This is a genomic window from Falsihalocynthiibacter sp. BN13B15, assembly GCF_041205415.1.
In the GTDB taxonomy this organism is placed as follows: Bacteria; Pseudomonadota; Alphaproteobacteria; order Rhodobacterales; family Rhodobacteraceae; genus Falsihalocynthiibacter; species Falsihalocynthiibacter arcticus.
The window spans coordinates 324,290-339,587 of sequence record NZ_JBGFCE010000005.1 but is presented as its reverse complement, the minus strand read 5'-3'; the positions used below and the strand labels follow the sequence as shown (position 1 = coordinate 339,587).

The window sequence follows — 15,298 nt, the reverse complement described above, 5'->3', positions numbered from 1 at the left end:
TCGTCCCCCCAGATCGCTGATGCCTTTTTTCGCAGAACAAGCAATGCAGCGGTTTCAGCCAAGGCACGATCCTTGCGGGCTAGATCGCGTTCCAACCCCTTGATGCGTTCCTTTTCTTCCTTCGTTGCCTGCCCAAGACGCGCCGTGCTGGCACGGTCCCAGTCATTTGCCTGCTCGCAAGCGGTACGCCATGCCGCTATCTGCTCAGGGAAAAGCCCCCGTTTGCGGCAATACTCGGACAAATCAGCTTCGTTCAGCGCCGCCGTTTCCAACACAGCTGCGAACTTGTCGCGCGAAGACCAACCTTCAGGCCCAGCGTCCGCATCCGGCAAAAGCTGTCCATTGCCGCGCGCATGGCTACGCCACGCGTGCAACGTCCCCTCTGAAATCCCTTCTTCCTTCGACAACTGTCGAATGGCCATGTTGTTTGGCGCCAGCATCCGCTTCAGCACAGCCGCTTTTCGTGCCCGTGAGTATCCCATGTCATCGTCCTATCCCGCCCACCTGAAAATTAGAGATAAATAGAGCAGCGGACAACATCCCTGACAGAGGGGGGGCCGGTGGCAGTCCAGAAAAAACAAATGCGCCATTGCCCGTTTATCCGCACAGAATGTTGCCCAGCCCTATCACCTTTCAGTTCTTCCAAATGGTTACCAGGTGGGAAGCGTAAATCTTCCACGACAACCGCTGCATCAAGCGCTGTGAGCATCGCCCTACTGCGCTTTACCAAGTCACTAGGAAAGCCTTTGCCATACTTGCCTTGGACGGCGTTGGCGGCACGTTTGCCCTTGGTGCTTTGGATCATGTTAGATGTGTATCACTATGCGATACTTGTGTCAACATGTGATACATGTCCTACCCCTGCGTACATTAAGTGGCGTTTCATGGGGCAAGCGCTGACCGAAACCCTCCCTAAGCCAAAGGGTCGATAAACCTCTCAGTGAATGGCACATTCACTGAGAGGTTCTCGCCTCAGAGACGGCCATAGCGCTTTTTTCCAAGTGCTTCCTTCAGCAAGTCAATCTGATGCTCATCTCAGCATACATCCTTTTGAGGCAGTGGTTTTGCTCAGCCATATCCTTCATCTCTGTGATCAAAGAGGCATCTATTACCCGGCAGGTGATGCTTGCATCACTGAGAGGGCATGCCGCCGAACTTCGCGCGCCACTTGTAATAGCTTGGCACCAATTTTAATTTATTTCCACTTTCACAATACCCTTACTGAGAAATGTCTTCCATTTTTTGCATTTTCTTGATTTACGTCAAATATTAATAATTCGTTAATTATAAAATTTGTCAGGGCGAGGGGATATAGAAATGAACAGTTTTAGGTTTATTGAGTCTGACCCGAGATTCTTCGCCGAGGCCACTCGAGAAATGGCGCCCCTGCAGGTAGGCGGAGGTCGTAGTTTTTGGTTCATGAAACGTATTTTTGACTGCCTTTTTAGCATTTTTCTAATCCCAGCACTTTTAATTTGCGCAGTGCTACTAACAATCGTGAATCCTTTTTTGAATCCAGGGTCTTTATTGTACGTTCAAAAGAGAATGGGGAAAGGATGCACGTCATTCTCAGCGTATAAATTTAGAAGTATGCGTTCGGTCTCCAAGCTAGAGAGAGGCGCGGACGACCCTTTAGAATCCGATAGGATCTCAATGGCGGGTAAATTCATTAGAAAAAGCCGGATTGACGAACTTCCACAGATTATTAATGTTCTCCTGGGGGATATGAGTTTGCTAGGACCGCGGCCTGACTATTTTGAACATGCCCGTGAGTATTGTGTGTCAGTTCCCAATTATCGGTCACGTTATTCTGTTCGTCCCGGAATTTCGGGCCTTGCGCAAGTACGACTGGGTTATGTAGAGGGCACACAAGGAACGCATGCAAAAACCGCCGTCGACCTAGAATACTTAAGAAACGCGAGTTTTAGACAGGATACTGCGCTGGTTTTTGAGACAATTCGGTGTGTTGCAATGCGTGCAGGTGCGTAAAAAAGTGCCCATGGTGCTATCGCTCCGCCTTGGTTTAGATTAGAGTTGGTACCAAGAACCAACTCTATGATCTTTCGGTATGCTGGCATTTTTAAAGAACTTCACAAAGAATCGAGAAAAGGTGGATGGTAATGAATTCACTACCAGCTTGGATGTTAAGGTATCTTGCATTTTAGTTGGGGACATTCATGGTCGGATTGACCTGCTTCTCCAACTTCTCGAGAAAATTAGTTTAAAAAAACCTCGAGACCTCGTGTTCGGCGGGGACTACATCGATCGCGGCGAGTATTCTGCGGACGTTTTACGGCTTTTGTTCAAAATGAACCAATCTGATCATGCCATCTGCCTTATGGGAAACCATGAGAAAATGCTGATAGATTTCCTAGATAACCCATGTGAAAATGGCGGCCGCTGGCTTCGGAATGGCGGCCTGCAAACTCTTGCGAGCTTTGGAGTTGGTGGAGTGTCTGAAGCTTCTGGGCCTACATCTCTCCAAAAAGCCGCCAGTAAACTCAGCGCGGCAATGGGGCCAGCGCTTGAAAACTGGCTGCGTAATTTACCTTTAACTTATAGGAACGGCAATTTGGTTCATGTCCATGCCGCTGCCGATCCCAAATTGCCGTTATCTTCGCAAAAGTCTTCGAACTACCTCTGGGGGCATCCCGATTTTTTTAAATTGCTTCGTACGGATGGAATTTGGATCGCGCACGGGCACACCGTCGTAGATCGGGCTAACGCCGAAAACGGACGTATTTCATTAGATACCGGAGCATATTTTTCTGGTCGGCTAACGGCTGCGGTCATTGAAAAGAACAAGCCAATACGGTTCACTGATACGAAATAGATCCACAGCCATTCTGCTGGGAAGCTGTCTGCATGGAACCGAGGTGACCTTGAAAGAACGGCTATTCGAATTCTTTAACGGCCGAATGCGATGCGAGTTGCTAAACGGTCGGAAAAAGAGGGGCCACTTCAGAGGTCAATCAGCGTTGTCGGGGGGGGGGAGACCCAGACAGAAGCTGGCGAGGTCATCCGTAGCCTGCTCACCAGTATCACCCTCATTCCAGAAGGGGATAGCTTGGCTATTGAACTGGTTGGAGAACTTGCGGGATTGTTGGCGTTGGGGAATCCTAGAAACGCAGAAAGCCACCCGAAGGTGGCTTGTTCTGTGTCGATGGTTGCTTCAGCGGGCATTCACTCCGCGTGGGTGCTGCGCAGGATTTGCTTTGTGCGGGATATTATGCGGCGGCGATCATGCGGGCAGGGGGTAGAAGTCGGTCAAAATTCTGGGTCGGTATCTGGAGATGGCGCACCACAATGTCTGGGCGTAAAGCTCGCTTAAAAACATGTGCTCAAAATGCAATGTCAGGAGGCAAAGTCTCGATAACGTGGACTATCGGACGTTTGGGAGTGTTGGTGCGTTATCAAGCCAAAAGTCTACTCGATGCCGCCCGTTCGATCTATGCAACAGGGCCGTGCTTTCTATTATGACGGACATAATCTCCCAAGAACTGAGGCTCAGTACTTGGGTTTATCTACGCTGCGAAAAGTGGCTCAATCCCAGAAACATCAACCACTTTAGACGCTATGGACATGTCATAGTTGGTCTGCAGGTTCATCCAGTAAGCTGGGGTCGTGTTGCATGCGCGGGCAAGGCGAAGAGCTGTGTCCGGCGTCACGCTGGTTACCCCCTTCACAAGCCGCTCGATCCGCGTGCGGGGAACGCCCAGACGACGGGCAAAAGCAATCGCCCCCATGTCCAGAGGGTCAAGGTAGAGTTCTTTCAGAACTTCGCCCGGGTGCATCGGTTCTTTAAGCAGGCTCATAGTGCTTCCTTTTAATGATAGTCGATGAACTCAACATCGGTGGGGCCGGTGGCCGTCAAGAAAAAACAAATGCGCCATTGCCCGTTTATCCGCACAGAATGTTGCCCAGCCCGATTACCTTTCAGTTCTTCCAAATGGTTACCAGGTGGGAAGCGTAAATCTTCCACGATAACCGCAGCATCAAGCGCTGTGAGCATCGCCCTACTGCGCTTTACCAAGTCTCGGGGAAAGCCTTTGCCATATTTGCCATATTTGCCTTGGATGGCGTTGGCGGCATGTTTGCCCTTGGTGCTTTGGATCATGTTAGGTATGTATCACTACGCGACACTTGTGTCAATGTGTGATACATGTCCTACCCCTGCGGACATCAAGGGGTGTCTCATGGGGTCCGTTGTGTCCGCCTTATGCAGCTATATTTAGGGGGAACTCCCTTGGAGTTATTGCGAATACTGGCCAAGCTATATTGAGCTTTGGCCAGACATATCGCCCTGAATGTCTAGGCTGGGGTTGAAAGCCTCGCCTCTGCTTCATAGATTGCGCAGGCAAATTTTAAATACGCCCGAAATCGAACAAGGAACTATCGCTGTGACGGATACGGATACTAAAGAAACCTTTTCCTTTCAAACTGAGGTCGGCCAATTGCTCGACATCGTTGCGGGGTCCCTCTATTCAAACCGCGAAATTTTCCTACGGGAGTTGATTTCAAACGCTTCGGACGCCTGTGACAAGCTTCGCTACGAAGCTCTCACCGATCCGACGCTTACAGAAAATTCGGAACAGTTTGCGGTTGTACTAAACGTTGACAAGAAAGCCAAAACGCTTTCCGTTTCCGACAACGGCATTGGCATGAACCACTCTGACCTATTGGAAACCCTAGGTACTATCGCGCGCTCTGGAACCGGCGCATTTCTCGACGCGCTGAAAGACAAGAGTCAAGGTGATCTTGGGCTCATCGGTCAATTTGGGGTTGGTTTTTATTCGGCCTTCATGGTTGCCGATAAAGTCGAAGTGCTAACGCGAAAAGCAGGCGAAGAACAAAGCTGGCTCTGGACGTCTGATGGTAAGGGCCAATTTACTATCGAACCCTCAGATAGGGATGGGTGCGGCACAACCGTTGTTCTGCATCTGAAGAAGGACGCCAAAGAATTTCTTGAAGACCTGCGCGTCAAACATATTGTTCGAACCTACTCGGATCACATCGGCTTTCCGGTACAGCTGGCTGAGGAAACTCTAAACTCGGCATCCGCAATCTGGACACGGCCCGCCAAAGACGTGACTGAGGAACAGTATACCGAATTCTATCATCATTCCTCACACGCATATGACACGCCTTGGTTGGTTATGCACAATCAAGTCGAAGGCGCCGTAAACCACAAAAGCCTTTTGTTTGTACCTTCGATGGCGCCATTTGACCTTTATGACAATGAGCGCAAAAGCCATGTGAAATTGTATGTTAATCGGGTCTTTATTTCCGATGACACAAAAGACCTCATCCCTGCATATCTGCGGTTCTTGAGAGGCGTTGTGGATTCAGAAGACCTGTCGCTAAACGTGTCTCGCGAAATGCTGCAATCAGACCCTAAGCTGGCCAAAATCAGGAAAGCTTTGACCAAAAAGGTATTGAGTGAACTTAAAAAGAAGGCAAACAAAGCTCCCGAAGAATACGCTACGTTCTGGGAGAACTTCGGTGCTGTCCTCAAAGAAGGTTTGGTCGAAGACGCCGATCTTCAAAGCAAACTGCTGGAGCTATGCCGTTTCTCCTCAACCGATAGCGATAGCCTGACGAGCTTGGCTGGCTATGTTGAGCGCAGCAAAGAAGGTCAAGATTCAATCTATTACATGACAGGTGACGACACTAAAAAAATGGAGCAGTCACCGCATCTTGAAGGGTTTAAGGCAAAGGGTGTCGAAGTCCTGTTGCTCTCAGACAATGTCGATGAATTCTGGTTGCAACATGTCACCGAGTTTGAGGGCAAGAGCTTCAAGTCGGTAACCCGCGGCGCAACGGATTTAGACAAGATCGAAGGCGACAAGAGCAAGGATGACGAGGACGATTCATCCGAGACTGAATTGACCGACCTGATTGCGGCGATCAAGGCCGAGCTTGGCGATGCGGTCAAAGATGTGCGCCCCTCTAAACGGCTTACCGATAGCCCAGTTTGCCTCGTTGCCGATGAAGGGGACATGGATGTCAATATGGAGCGGCTATTGAAGCGCCACGGCCAACTAACAGACGGAACCGCGCGTATTCTGGAACTAAACCCAACGCATAGCATCCTGCAAAAACTTGCCTTACGGGCAAACGAAGAACAGTCGGCTACGGACTCCCTCTTGCAAGATGCTGCTCATCTATTGCTGGATCAGGCCAAAATTGCGGATGGGGAAGCGCCTTCCAATCCAGCCGAGTTTGTTAGACGCCTGAGTGCAGTATTCGACAAAGCTTTGTAAAGGTAATAGGCCCGCGGCTTTCCGCGGGCCTTCAGATCCTGTTTGTCCGCTGACCTGAGCCCCTAAAACTCCTCCAGATTGAAGCTCATGTTTTCGTTGGCTCTAGTATGAAGCCCATAGGGGGCATGGAAAAAACGTGAAGAGGCATCGCGACAGATGTCGATTGTTTGAGTTCGTCTATTGAAAAGGGGGGTGCCTTCCTTCCTAGGAGGTAGGGGATGCAATCGTCATTATGTGTGTTGAATAATATCTATTATAGTAGATCACGAATACCTTTTGATTTACAATTATAGATCGATCCTTGCCTGGTATTGAATTTGTGATATGTTATTGTAGATCGAAAGCAGTTCTTGATATTCTAAGGTAGATCAAAAATGAGCTATGCAAGTGAAAACATCGCGGCGTCTCTGAAGGAGGCACGCGAAAACAAAGGGTTAAGTCAACGAGAGCTTAGCGCTCGCTCTGGTGTGCCGCAATCGCACATCTCAAAGATCGAAAGCAACGCAGTCGATCTTCGGCTCTCAAGCCTTGCGTCACTTGCTCATGCGCTTGACCTTGAACTCGCCATGATTCCGCGAAAGGCAGCACCGGCAGTCAGGTCAATTGTCCGCTCCACTGGCAGTCACAAACGGCAAAGCAACAACGATGCACTGCGCGAACTTGGGCGAGCGCAACGTGCTCTTGATGAACTGCCCAAGTCTTTGCAGGAGAACTCGGCGGTGCAAACGCTGCAAAGATTATTTCAAGAAATGAACAATTTCTCCAACATCTTGCAGGAAACTGACCCGATCAAGAATATGCGCAGTGCACTTGAAGCTGTTGAGAATTCTGGAGATCTTAAAAGCCTCGAAAATATTGCCAAAGATGCTCAGCGTCTTCGCAATAAGTTGGGGCACAGCGTACCGTCACACATGATGAACGAACCAACTAGTAGACCAGCCTACAGCCTAGACGAGGATGGTAGTGATGGCTGATGTCTCTGTTTTAAATGTTGAGCTTTATGGTGAGATCGTCGGTACGCTGACGCGCGTTGCGGGGGATCGTAGTCTATTCGCGTTCAATGAAGAGTATATTGAGAACTCAGACCGCCTGACACTCGGTCTGTTCTTCAAGGATGAATTCGGCGAGTTGCGTACCGAATTTAAGCCTGTCCAAAAACAGGTCATGCCATTCTTTTCGAACCTGTTGCCAGAGGGGCATTTACGTAAGTACCTCGCTGAACAAGCAGGGATTAATACCGAGCGTGAATTCTTTTTGCTTTGGGCGTTAGGGCGCGACCTTCCCGGTGCGATAACAATAAAACCAGCGGACGGTGAAATCTGGCCGCCAGAGGCCGCACATGTGGAACGTGAAGACGGGCCCAAGTCAAAAGAAAATATGCTTCGGTTCTCTCTTGCAGGTGTTCAGTTAAAATTCTCCGCCATCGAAAGCGCCAGCGGTGGGTTAACTATTCCAGCTTCCGGCATTGGAGGTGATTGGATCGTTAAACTGCCTTCGCGAGAATATATGGGTGTTCCCGAAAATGAGTTCTCGATGATGCGATTGGCTAGTAAGATTGGCATGGATGTACCTCGTATTGATCTGATCGATATCGAGAGTATCGCAAATCTACCTGACGGTACTGATCGCTTTGGAACTAAAGCATTCGTTATAGAACGCTTTGACCGGCACCCCAGCGGAGCGCGCGTGCATATCGAGGACTTCGCGCAAGTCTTTGGCGTCTACGGCGAAGACAAATATAAGAAGGCGAGCATGCGCAATATTGCTGCCGTCATTGCAGCGGAAGGGTCGGATGAAGACGTCCGTGAATTCATACGTCGCCTGACTTTTAATACACTGATTGGCAATGGCGACATGCATCTCAAAAACTGGTCGCTAATCTATCCTGATCGACGGAATGCCGCCTTGTCGCCAGCTTATGATTTTGTTTCGACAGTCCCTTACATAAAGGGTGATAGTTTCGCACTGAACTACAGCCGAGTGCGCGATTTTACTGCCTTTGATGAAGACGAAATTTCCCATCTTGCTGCCAAGGCTGCTTTGCCAGAAAAAATGGTTCTTGATGTGGCACGAGAAACTGCGAGCGATTTTGCTTTGCTTTGGAAACGCGAAAAGGATGCGCTGCCTATGTTTGACGACGTGAGGGTAGCTATTGACGCGCTTTTACAAACCCTCCCTCTGATGACAAACTACGCAGCGCTGTTAAAATGACCAATAACACCGACTATCGAGCGTTTGGGAGTGTTGCGGCGTATCGGGCGTTTGGAAAAGCAAAAATCCAGCGGTCAGACACGCGGCAGTGTTGGTCATTTGATGGCGCGGGCGATGAAATCGTCATATATTTCTTTTTAAATCAATGAATTGACAGTTTTCATGCCAAAATACAACTATAGATTGTTTTTTGGCTTTGTTTCGGAAATTGAGGACTTACGCCACTTTGACCTTCGTCACCTCCCTGTGACAATGATACTGAAGCCAGGCCTGAAATGCCCTCTTGCGGTGCCCGTGCGCCTCGCGGACATAGCGCTGCAGTAACTTGTGACGCTTGCCGCCGTGTACGGTCTTGGGGGTAATGTCCTTGGCAATGCGCCGCAGCAGAGACAAGCCGAAGCGTTGCAGAGTTGCTGGCGTGTCTTTTTTCATTAGCGGACGGGCGATATACTCAGCTTGCACACGCATCGCGTGAACGGCGCCTGAAGGGGGTGCATCTGCGCGCTCGAATCGCTCCAAGGCCGCCCGGGCCGCACATAGTTTCACTTCGGCTTCTGCGAGCGCCAAGGCCGATGATGTCTGCCCATCGTTCCTCAGCAGATCGCCCGGCGCCAGGTTAGGCTTGTCGAGAATTATCCTCATCCATAATGCAACAGAAGTCGGATCGGGTTTTGCGGTCACGCCATGCCGGCGCGCATTTTGTGCGACGACGGCCTGGCCTAGCGGCGTTCTGGGACCGGTACTCTTCTGGGCATTGGCCCAGTTGCGCGTGGATATGCCGTCTGACCTCATCCCTCGATGACCTCTGCCTCAGCCACCACAGGCCGGGCTTTCTGTAGAGCGTCAAAGTCACGCTTCACCTCGCGGCGGCGGCGCTCAAGTTCCTGCCCCTTCTGGTCGTGATGACGGACTTGCACGCCGGATGTCCGGTAGGCCCCTCCCATGAGCTCAACAACATTCTGGCCCATGGCTTCGATTTCTTTGCTGGCCGCCGTAAGTTCTGCGGGATCTTTTGAAATGGCTTGCGCAGCAAGTTCGGCGCCCGAGGCCTTGGCCGCCTCTGTGTCAAATGAGAAAGGCTCTTCCCAGTCGTCCTGCGTGCCGCCAGCTTCTGTGTGTTTGTCGAAGTGTGCGTCCAGAAGGGCTTCGTGATCTGCGCGCCCTGTGGCGATAACGGCTTTGATTACAGCGTCCCGTATCGCTGCGCGTAGGCCTGCGTCGCGCATGCGGCGGTGCTGGATCAGTTCCCACTCAATGGCGATGAGGTTCTCTGCGATGACGCCTTCATAGGGCGTCAGTGGTGCGAGTGCTTGCATCATCGCTTCGTGGAACCCGTCAAACGATCCGGGGTCCTCTCCAACAATGTGTTCCCTGGCAGGGAGCAAATCGGCAAACCGCGCCAGTCCAAAGCGGGCGGGGTCGTTTGGTATCAGATCGTTGGGCATCGGTGCAGTCCTTTAGTGTTGCGCGCAGATACTCCCAAACCGCGACGTGCTTGTGACCTCAAATTACCATATGTCGTAGTCGAGTGTCTACGGTGCAGTCAAAAAACGGCAGCTGTATAAAGGTGGTGGCAGCGCAAGGGCGCACGTAAACTGAAACATTCCGCCGTGTGAAGGCATGAAGCGCTACGGCTCCAATGCACCCGGCAGCGTGCGTACCAAATGCCCCACCCGTTTCACCTGCAGCCGCCCGGAAAAAATGCCTCTGTGCGGCCGGTAACCCGGTAGGCCAGCCGCCCGACCCATTCCTTCACCCAAGTGTTTAAGTCTGTGAGGTTTTCCGCCAGGTTCCAGCCAATCTGATCTCGGATTGTGCTGCCGCGGTAGTCTGTGGGGTTGGGCACTAGGTTGCGCCATCCCGCGGCACAAAAGCTCCCAACAGCCCGAGGCATGTGAAACGCGCTGGTGACAAGTATCCATGGGCCATTCCCGTCCGGTGCCATGGTGCGCGACAGGGTGGCGTTTTCGGCTGAGCTCCGTGAACGTCCCTCGACGATGAGCCTATCCTCCGAGAGCCCCAATTGCCGCAGCATGTCAGGACCCACTTCGAACGCACCTTCGGCGACCGGCGTGAGGGCCACTTTGCCGCCTGAGTAAAGCACCACCGCCTCGGGGAACCGCCGCGACAGCTGCATAGCGACAATCAAGCGGTCCGCAGCGTCGTTGAGCTGGGCCACGCTACCCGGATATTTGGGCGCGATATCTTCCGCGCCACCCAAAACGAGGACGACTTCAGGCTGTGTAATTGTTGGGTTGGCAGTGTAGTCCTTCACTCATTTTGGATCTCGAAATATCACACCTCTGCCGCCGTCGTCAGTTTTAATGAATTCAATACCCGCGATTTCGAGCGCATTCTGAATGGCTTGTAGAGTTTTTTGAGATGGAGATACCTCGCTGCCTTTGTCCTCAATTCTTATCACCGTCCGCCTATTGAGGCCCGCTTCAGAAGCTAACTTATCAATGGTCCAACCGAGGGATGCTCTCGCTGCGCGTATCTGTTTGGAGTCAATCATTGACACACCACCAAAAGTCACTAATAGTGACATTTATGAAAACTCAAGATACGAATATCGAGACACCCGACTGGCGCACCCACTTCAAGCGCCTTGAAGGCGCCTATGCACCTGCAACAATGCGTAGTTATCGCGCAGATGTCGAGGCGTTCGAGGCATGGTGTCTGGAAAATAAATGCGACGCCTTTCCTGCATCTGTGGATACGGTTTGTCGCTTCCTGCAAGGACAGGGTGTCAATAAAGCTCCGTCAACCGTCCGGCGCCGGCTCTACGCCATTCGAAAAGTCCACCGACTGTTGCAATTACCCGACCCAACTTATGACGAGAAAATAAATATCACGTATCGCCGAGTTAATAGGGCAAAACTCACGCGACCCAAGCAGGCCAAAGGCATGACGCGCGACTATCTTGATAGTTTTCTTGCCGTGCAGCCCGAAACCCCTTGGGGGCTGCGCAATAAAGCGATGTTGTCGCTTGGATATGAATTGCTAACGCGTCGCGCAGAACTTGTGGCCTTAACCACTGATGCGATTGAGTTTCGCGAGGATGGCACAATGCGCGCAATCATTCGGCGGAGCAAAGCTGACCCATTCGGAAAAGGGCGCATAGCGTTTACATCACGTCAAACAGCGCAACTCGTTCAAGATTGGCTAGCCTGGCGAGGGCCAGACATTCACCACTTATTTTGCCCAATATACCAAGAAGTCGCTATAGATCGGCCCCTAAGTACAACAGCGGTAAAACGACTGATTAAAGACGCAGCTCGAGCGAGCGGTTTGGATCAAGAAGATGTTGATGCATTTAGTGGGCACTCGTTCCGAGTTGGGGCAGCGCAAGATCTGCTTACTCTAGGCTATGATACTGCTGCAATCATGCGAGCTGGGGGCTGGAAATCCTTGGGTGTTCTTTCGCGTTATTTGGAATTGGCGGAGCATAACGTCTGGAAAAATTGAAAAAGCTTCACACTTCGAGAATGAATTAGTGCCAGTGCCAGTGCCAACGTTATCGGGCATTTAGGCGTAAAATACAATCAGTGATTGTATTTGGGTTTGTTTCCGGGAATCACTCATTTTGTATGTTCAGCCAGGCCTTGAAAGCGCGCCGGCGTGCGCTCTCGGCGTCACGCCGGTACCGCGTCAAAGTCTTCATGGTTCTGCGCAGAGCGGCTGGGCGTGTTGGGCTGGTGCTTGCAACAATCCGTGCAGCACCCGCGATAAAAGGGTCCTCTGAGTTCGTCGCCATCAATTGCAGCGTATCATAATCTTCCACATCAAAGCCCTGTGCCACCGAGCGGTCTATGACGCGATTGAGGAAAGACGCCGCGTCTTTTGTGGGCGCGAGACGGCTTTGCATATCAAACAGATGGTCGCGTTCCGCCATCGTGGTCCGCGCGACTTGTGCCTCAGCTTCTGCCAGCCGGAGTGCGCTCCGCTCATAGGGGTCCATACTATGCGGGACCGGCTGGGCTTGCGGGTCATTTGTCACGACCCGATACCAGCGCGTGACCTGATCCCAAGGCGGCGGCGTGGTCAAGCCGTGGCGCCGTGCATTCTGCGCAACCTGACGCTTGCCAGCGACCGTTCTGGGCCCCGTGCTGGCCTTGGCGTTCGCTCGGTTTGCATCTGCTTGCCGCTGTGTGGTCATTGTGGATCGACAATCTCTGCGTCTGTGACCGGACGTGCCCGCGTTGCTTTCAACTGATCATAATCTTGACGGAGGCGCCTGCGACGCGTCTCAAGCTCTGCTAGCTTGCGTTCGTGGGGGTCAAGCGCAGGGCCTGCTTTTTGATAGGCAAGCGCGACAATCTCTTCGACGGTGATGTTGTTCTGCGCGAGCCAGTTTCGGGCCTCTGTTGTGTCAGCCCCAGTCGGGCTCATCAATGCATCAGCAAAGTCCATGGCTTCTTGTGACACCAATCCAAGCCCGAGATTAAACCCATTGGTGCGGTTTTCTCTTGTCTCCCGTGCGACCTCCCGAAAATGGCTACGGATCAAACTATCACGCAGAGCGCGGTGCCGGTGGGTTTCCCACTCAAGTGCAATGATGTTTTCAGCAATGGCAGTTTCATAAGGTGTGGATGGCGCCAGCTCGCCCAGAAGCGCCTGTCGTAAATCCTCAAAAGTAGCGTCATCTTCGCCAGGCAACAGGCGCATACGCGGAATGAGATCGAGGAGCTCTTGTGAGCCACCGGTACTGATCGCCTTGGTTTGTTTTTTCCCGGGCATCGGTCTCTCCGAAAATTATGTGCAGTCGAGGTGTTTCTCTGCGACGAGTCTAAACGGGTTTCTTAAAGATTGCGAGATTTTTTACCACATATTGTGTTGGTCTGGTTCTAAGGTACATTTTATGCGGTAGTCGGTCGTTGTTATGGCGCTTGTTAGATCTAATCGTGACACCTGAACGCTGCCTCAGATCCTCTAGGCCGATGCATTCATCGGCAATGTTGAACCGTAGTCCGTTCGGTCTTACATCCCGGCCGCCAGAACAAAATTACACGCATCCCATGCTTTGGACACACAGTATCGGACGGCGTCGCCTGATGAGCCAAACCAGCGTTTGAGTTTGGATTTTGTCTCCGATGTCGTGACAGGCGGCGCCGGTTTCGTAGCCGCGACATGCTAGCGTTTAAAAAAGCACGTGCGCAAGCTGCTGCGCGACGGGCGGGACGCTATCGAGATGCTTTAACAGTGGCGGTGCGTGGTCTCTCGCCGCGGCGGAGCTGAAACCACCATCTGCGCATGATCAGTCCGAGTATGAGCCCACATGCCACGCCGCCAACGTCCGCGACAAAGTCTGCCATTTCGGCGGAGCGGCCCACGAGAGGTTGAACGAGCTCAATGGCTGCGCCGAATACCAGCGCTGCAGGGATCAACCAGATTAGACTTCTGAGGTAGAGGAAGGCTGCCGGAAAGATCAGGGCGGCAAATGCTATCCCGTGATAGGCCTTGTCTGACAGAAGACCATCAAGCGCGTCAGGGCGCGGAGGCGTGAGAGTAAGATAGGCAATCACGGCGGCAAGGAGTGCCGTGGCTAGCAGTGCAAGAGTGTGTCGTTGAGATGCAGTCATGTTTTGATCCTGGTCGTGCTTGCCGTGCGTGTCAGGGCTTTGGTGGCGAAGTCCGTATGCGGACGCCTGGTCCGTCTTCCGGCGTGCCGATGAATTCGATGCCGGCTGCTTCAAGGGCGGCCTGAATTGCAAGAATTGAACTTTTTCTGATTTTCTTGTGTCCATCTTCAGCTTCGGCCGTTTGGATCGTTCTGAGCGAAAGTCCGGCTTCTTCAGCCAGATGGCTCGCAGACCAACCTAAAGCACCTCGACCCGCTCGAATTTGGGAAGATATTACAAATTGCATATATTCTTTCTAATTGCATAAAATGTGCAAATTGGTAGTGTGTGTGCATGTTGGATGGAATCGAACACGATTGGCGTAAAGAATTCAAGCGCCTTGAGGGGGCTTATGCCCCCTCAACGATGCGGTCCTACTATTCTGACGTCGAAATCTTCTTGAATTGGTGTAACGATCAAAACCTGCCTCCGTTCCCCGCCAGCGTCGAAACCGTGTGTCGTTTCCTCGAAGAGCAAGCTCCCGATCGCGCGCCCTCAACAGTACGCCGGCGCCTCTATGCCATTCGCAAAGTGCACAGGCTTCTGCGCCTGGACGATCCCACATATGCCGAGGACATCAACCTCACCTTCCGTCGGATCCGGCGCGCGAAGCGGACGCGACCAAAACAGGCAAAGGGCATGACGCGGCCCTACTTGAATAAGTTTCTCGCCGTTCAGCCTGATAATCCTTGGGGGCTGCGTAACCGCGCCATGCTTCTGCTGGGGTATGAGCTGCTCACACGCAGGTCAGAACTGGTGGCGCTGACGACCAACGATCTGGAAACCCTGGCTGATGGAACAATGCGCGTCATCATCCGGCGCAGCAAGGCGGATCCGTTCGGGCAGGGGCGCGTCGCATTCACGTCGAAGAGCACTGCTGACGCTGTGGAAGAATGGCTGAAATGGCGCGGGACCGAGTTCAATTTTCTGTTTTGTCCAATTTATCGGGGCAGGGCGGTCAATCGGGATCTAAGCACGACGACCGTAAAGCGTCTGGTTAAATCTGCCGCAAAGGCTGCAGGGCTGGAACCCGCGGAAATTGAAGCCTTCAGCGGGCATTCACTTCGCGTCGGCGCGGCGCAGGATCTGCTCTGTGCAGGATATGACGCTGCTGCCATCATGCGGGCGGGAGGCTGGAAATCGGTCAATATCTTGGGGAGGTATCTGGAGATGGCCGAGCATAATGTTTGGGCGTGAGCAAAC

19 protein-coding genes and 2 pseudogenes are annotated in these 15,298 nt (G+C 52.2%); 8 read left to right on the top strand and 13 right to left on the bottom strand.

What is annotated here, in order from left to right; all coding sequences use genetic code 11:
- From AB9F26_RS11500 to AB9F26_RS11490, 3 genes and pseudogenes are all read right to left on the bottom strand, one after another.
- Window positions 1–482 (bottom strand): annotated as a pseudogene (locus AB9F26_RS11500) (IS3 family transposase); the annotation flags it as partial.
- A gap of 29 nt (window positions 483–511) precedes the next feature.
- Window positions 512–805, bottom strand: a complete 294-nt coding sequence (locus tag AB9F26_RS11495) for a type II toxin-antitoxin system RelE/ParE family toxin (protein WP_369768088.1) — start codon at window positions 803–805, stop codon at window positions 512–514.
- A gap of 159 nt (window positions 806–964) precedes the next feature.
- Window positions 965–1,179, bottom strand: a pseudogene (locus AB9F26_RS11490) (hypothetical protein); the annotation flags it as partial.
- Window positions 1,180–1,317: 138 nt separating this feature from the next.
- On the opposite strand from AB9F26_RS11490, the gene AB9F26_RS11485 reads away from it, so the two are divergent.
- The 3 genes from AB9F26_RS11485 to AB9F26_RS11475 all read left to right on the top strand — a co-directional run bounded on the left by AB9F26_RS11485 (window position 1,318) and on the right by AB9F26_RS11475 (window position 3,331).
- Window positions 1,318–1,989 (top strand): sugar transferase, encoded by a 672-nt coding sequence (locus AB9F26_RS11485; RefSeq protein WP_369768087.1) that lies wholly within the window; start codon window positions 1,318–1,320, stop codon window positions 1,987–1,989.
- A 79-nt stretch (window positions 1,990–2,068) separates the two neighbouring features.
- A complete protein-coding gene (locus tag AB9F26_RS11480; protein ID WP_369768086.1) occupies window positions 2,069–2,833 on the top strand; it encodes a metallophosphoesterase family protein in 765 nt (254 codons plus the stop codon).
- Window positions 2,834–2,923: 90 nt separating this feature from the next.
- A complete protein-coding gene (locus tag AB9F26_RS11475; RefSeq protein ID WP_369768085.1) occupies window positions 2,924–3,331 on the top strand; it encodes a hypothetical protein in 408 nt (135 codons plus the stop codon).
- A 193-nt stretch (window positions 3,332–3,524) separates the two neighbouring features.
- Here AB9F26_RS11475 and AB9F26_RS11470 read toward each other — a convergent pair whose 3' ends face one another.
- Both AB9F26_RS11470 and AB9F26_RS11465 read right to left on the bottom strand, forming a co-directional pair.
- The gene (locus AB9F26_RS11470; RefSeq protein WP_369768084.1) at window positions 3,525–3,815 is read right to left on the bottom strand and encodes a HigA family addiction module antitoxin; all 291 of its coding nucleotides are present in this window, start codon (window positions 3,813–3,815) and stop codon (window positions 3,525–3,527) included.
- A gap of 11 nt (window positions 3,816–3,826) precedes the next feature.
- Entirely contained in the window at window positions 3,827–4,117 is a 291-nt protein-coding gene (locus tag AB9F26_RS11465) for a type II toxin-antitoxin system RelE/ParE family toxin (RefSeq protein ID WP_369768083.1), read from the bottom strand.
- 283 nt (window positions 4,118–4,400) lie between these two features.
- Here AB9F26_RS11465 and htpG point away from each other — a divergent pair, with 283 nt between their 5' ends.
- The 3 genes from htpG to AB9F26_RS11450 all read left to right on the top strand — a co-directional run bounded on the left by htpG (window position 4,401) and on the right by AB9F26_RS11450 (window position 8,474).
- Window positions 4,401–6,263, top strand: a complete 1,863-nt coding sequence (htpG, locus tag AB9F26_RS11460) for a molecular chaperone HtpG (protein ID WP_369768082.1) — start codon at window positions 4,401–4,403, stop codon at window positions 6,261–6,263.
- 374 nt (window positions 6,264–6,637) lie between these two features.
- Complete coding sequence (locus AB9F26_RS11455) at window positions 6,638–7,237, top strand: helix-turn-helix domain-containing protein (protein ID WP_369768081.1); 600 nt, start codon at window positions 6,638–6,640, stop codon at window positions 7,235–7,237.
- Window positions 7,230–8,474, top strand: coding sequence for a type II toxin-antitoxin system HipA family toxin (locus tag AB9F26_RS11450; protein ID WP_369768096.1), 1,245 nt, complete (start codon window positions 7,230–7,232; stop codon window positions 8,472–8,474). Before AB9F26_RS11455 ends, AB9F26_RS11450 begins: the two co-directional genes overlap by 8 nt.
- 216 nt (window positions 8,475–8,690) lie before the next feature.
- Here AB9F26_RS11450 and AB9F26_RS11445 read toward each other — a convergent pair whose 3' ends face one another.
- From AB9F26_RS11445 to AB9F26_RS11430, 4 genes are all read right to left on the bottom strand, one after another.
- Window positions 8,691–9,266, bottom strand: coding sequence for a hypothetical protein (locus AB9F26_RS11445; protein ID WP_369768080.1), 576 nt, complete (start codon window positions 9,264–9,266; stop codon window positions 8,691–8,693).
- Complete coding sequence (locus AB9F26_RS11440; protein WP_369768079.1) at window positions 9,263–9,919, bottom strand: hypothetical protein; 657 nt, start codon at window positions 9,917–9,919, stop codon at window positions 9,263–9,265. Before AB9F26_RS11440 ends, AB9F26_RS11445 begins: the two co-directional genes overlap by 4 nt.
- Before the next feature lie 233 nt (window positions 9,920–10,152).
- Window positions 10,153–10,749, bottom strand: coding sequence for a YdcF family protein (locus tag AB9F26_RS11435; protein WP_369768078.1), 597 nt, complete (start codon window positions 10,747–10,749; stop codon window positions 10,153–10,155).
- Entirely contained in the window at window positions 10,750–11,022 is a 273-nt protein-coding gene (locus AB9F26_RS11430) for a helix-turn-helix transcriptional regulator (protein ID WP_369768077.1), read from the bottom strand.
- Window positions 11,023–11,024: 2 nt separating this feature from the next.
- Here AB9F26_RS11430 and AB9F26_RS11425 point away from each other — a divergent pair, with 2 nt between their 5' ends.
- Window positions 11,025–11,942 (top strand): tyrosine-type recombinase/integrase, encoded by a 918-nt coding sequence (locus AB9F26_RS11425; protein ID WP_369768076.1) that lies wholly within the window; start codon window positions 11,025–11,027, stop codon window positions 11,940–11,942.
- 109 nt (window positions 11,943–12,051) lie between these two features.
- Here the strand turns inward: AB9F26_RS11425 and AB9F26_RS11420 are convergent, their stop codons facing one another.
- The 4 genes from AB9F26_RS11420 to AB9F26_RS11405 all read right to left on the bottom strand — a co-directional run bounded on the left by AB9F26_RS11420 (window position 12,052) and on the right by AB9F26_RS11405 (window position 14,342).
- On the bottom strand, window positions 12,052–12,633 hold the full coding sequence (locus AB9F26_RS11420; protein ID WP_369768075.1) for a hypothetical protein: 582 nt from the start codon (window positions 12,631–12,633) through the stop codon (window positions 12,052–12,054).
- On the bottom strand, window positions 12,630–13,214 hold the full coding sequence (locus tag AB9F26_RS11415; RefSeq protein ID WP_369768074.1) for a hypothetical protein: 585 nt from the start codon (window positions 13,212–13,214) through the stop codon (window positions 12,630–12,632). The genes AB9F26_RS11420 and AB9F26_RS11415 overlap by 4 nt, the downstream gene beginning before the upstream one ends.
- A 443-nt stretch (window positions 13,215–13,657) precedes the next feature.
- Window positions 13,658–14,056: a VanZ family protein gene (locus tag AB9F26_RS11410; RefSeq protein ID WP_369768073.1), complete on the bottom strand. Its 399-nt coding sequence runs from the start codon at window positions 14,054–14,056 to the stop codon at window positions 13,658–13,660.
- A 31-nt stretch (window positions 14,057–14,087) separates the two neighbouring features.
- A complete protein-coding gene (locus tag AB9F26_RS11405; RefSeq protein ID WP_369768072.1) occupies window positions 14,088–14,342 on the bottom strand; it encodes a helix-turn-helix domain-containing protein in 255 nt (84 codons plus the stop codon).
- A 47-nt stretch (window positions 14,343–14,389) separates the two neighbouring features.
- Between AB9F26_RS11405 and AB9F26_RS11400 the strand changes: the two genes are divergently transcribed.
- Window positions 14,390–15,292: a tyrosine-type recombinase/integrase gene (locus AB9F26_RS11400; protein WP_369768071.1), complete on the top strand. Its 903-nt coding sequence runs from the start codon at window positions 14,390–14,392 to the stop codon at window positions 15,290–15,292.
- Window positions 15,293–15,298: the final 6 nt, after the last annotated feature.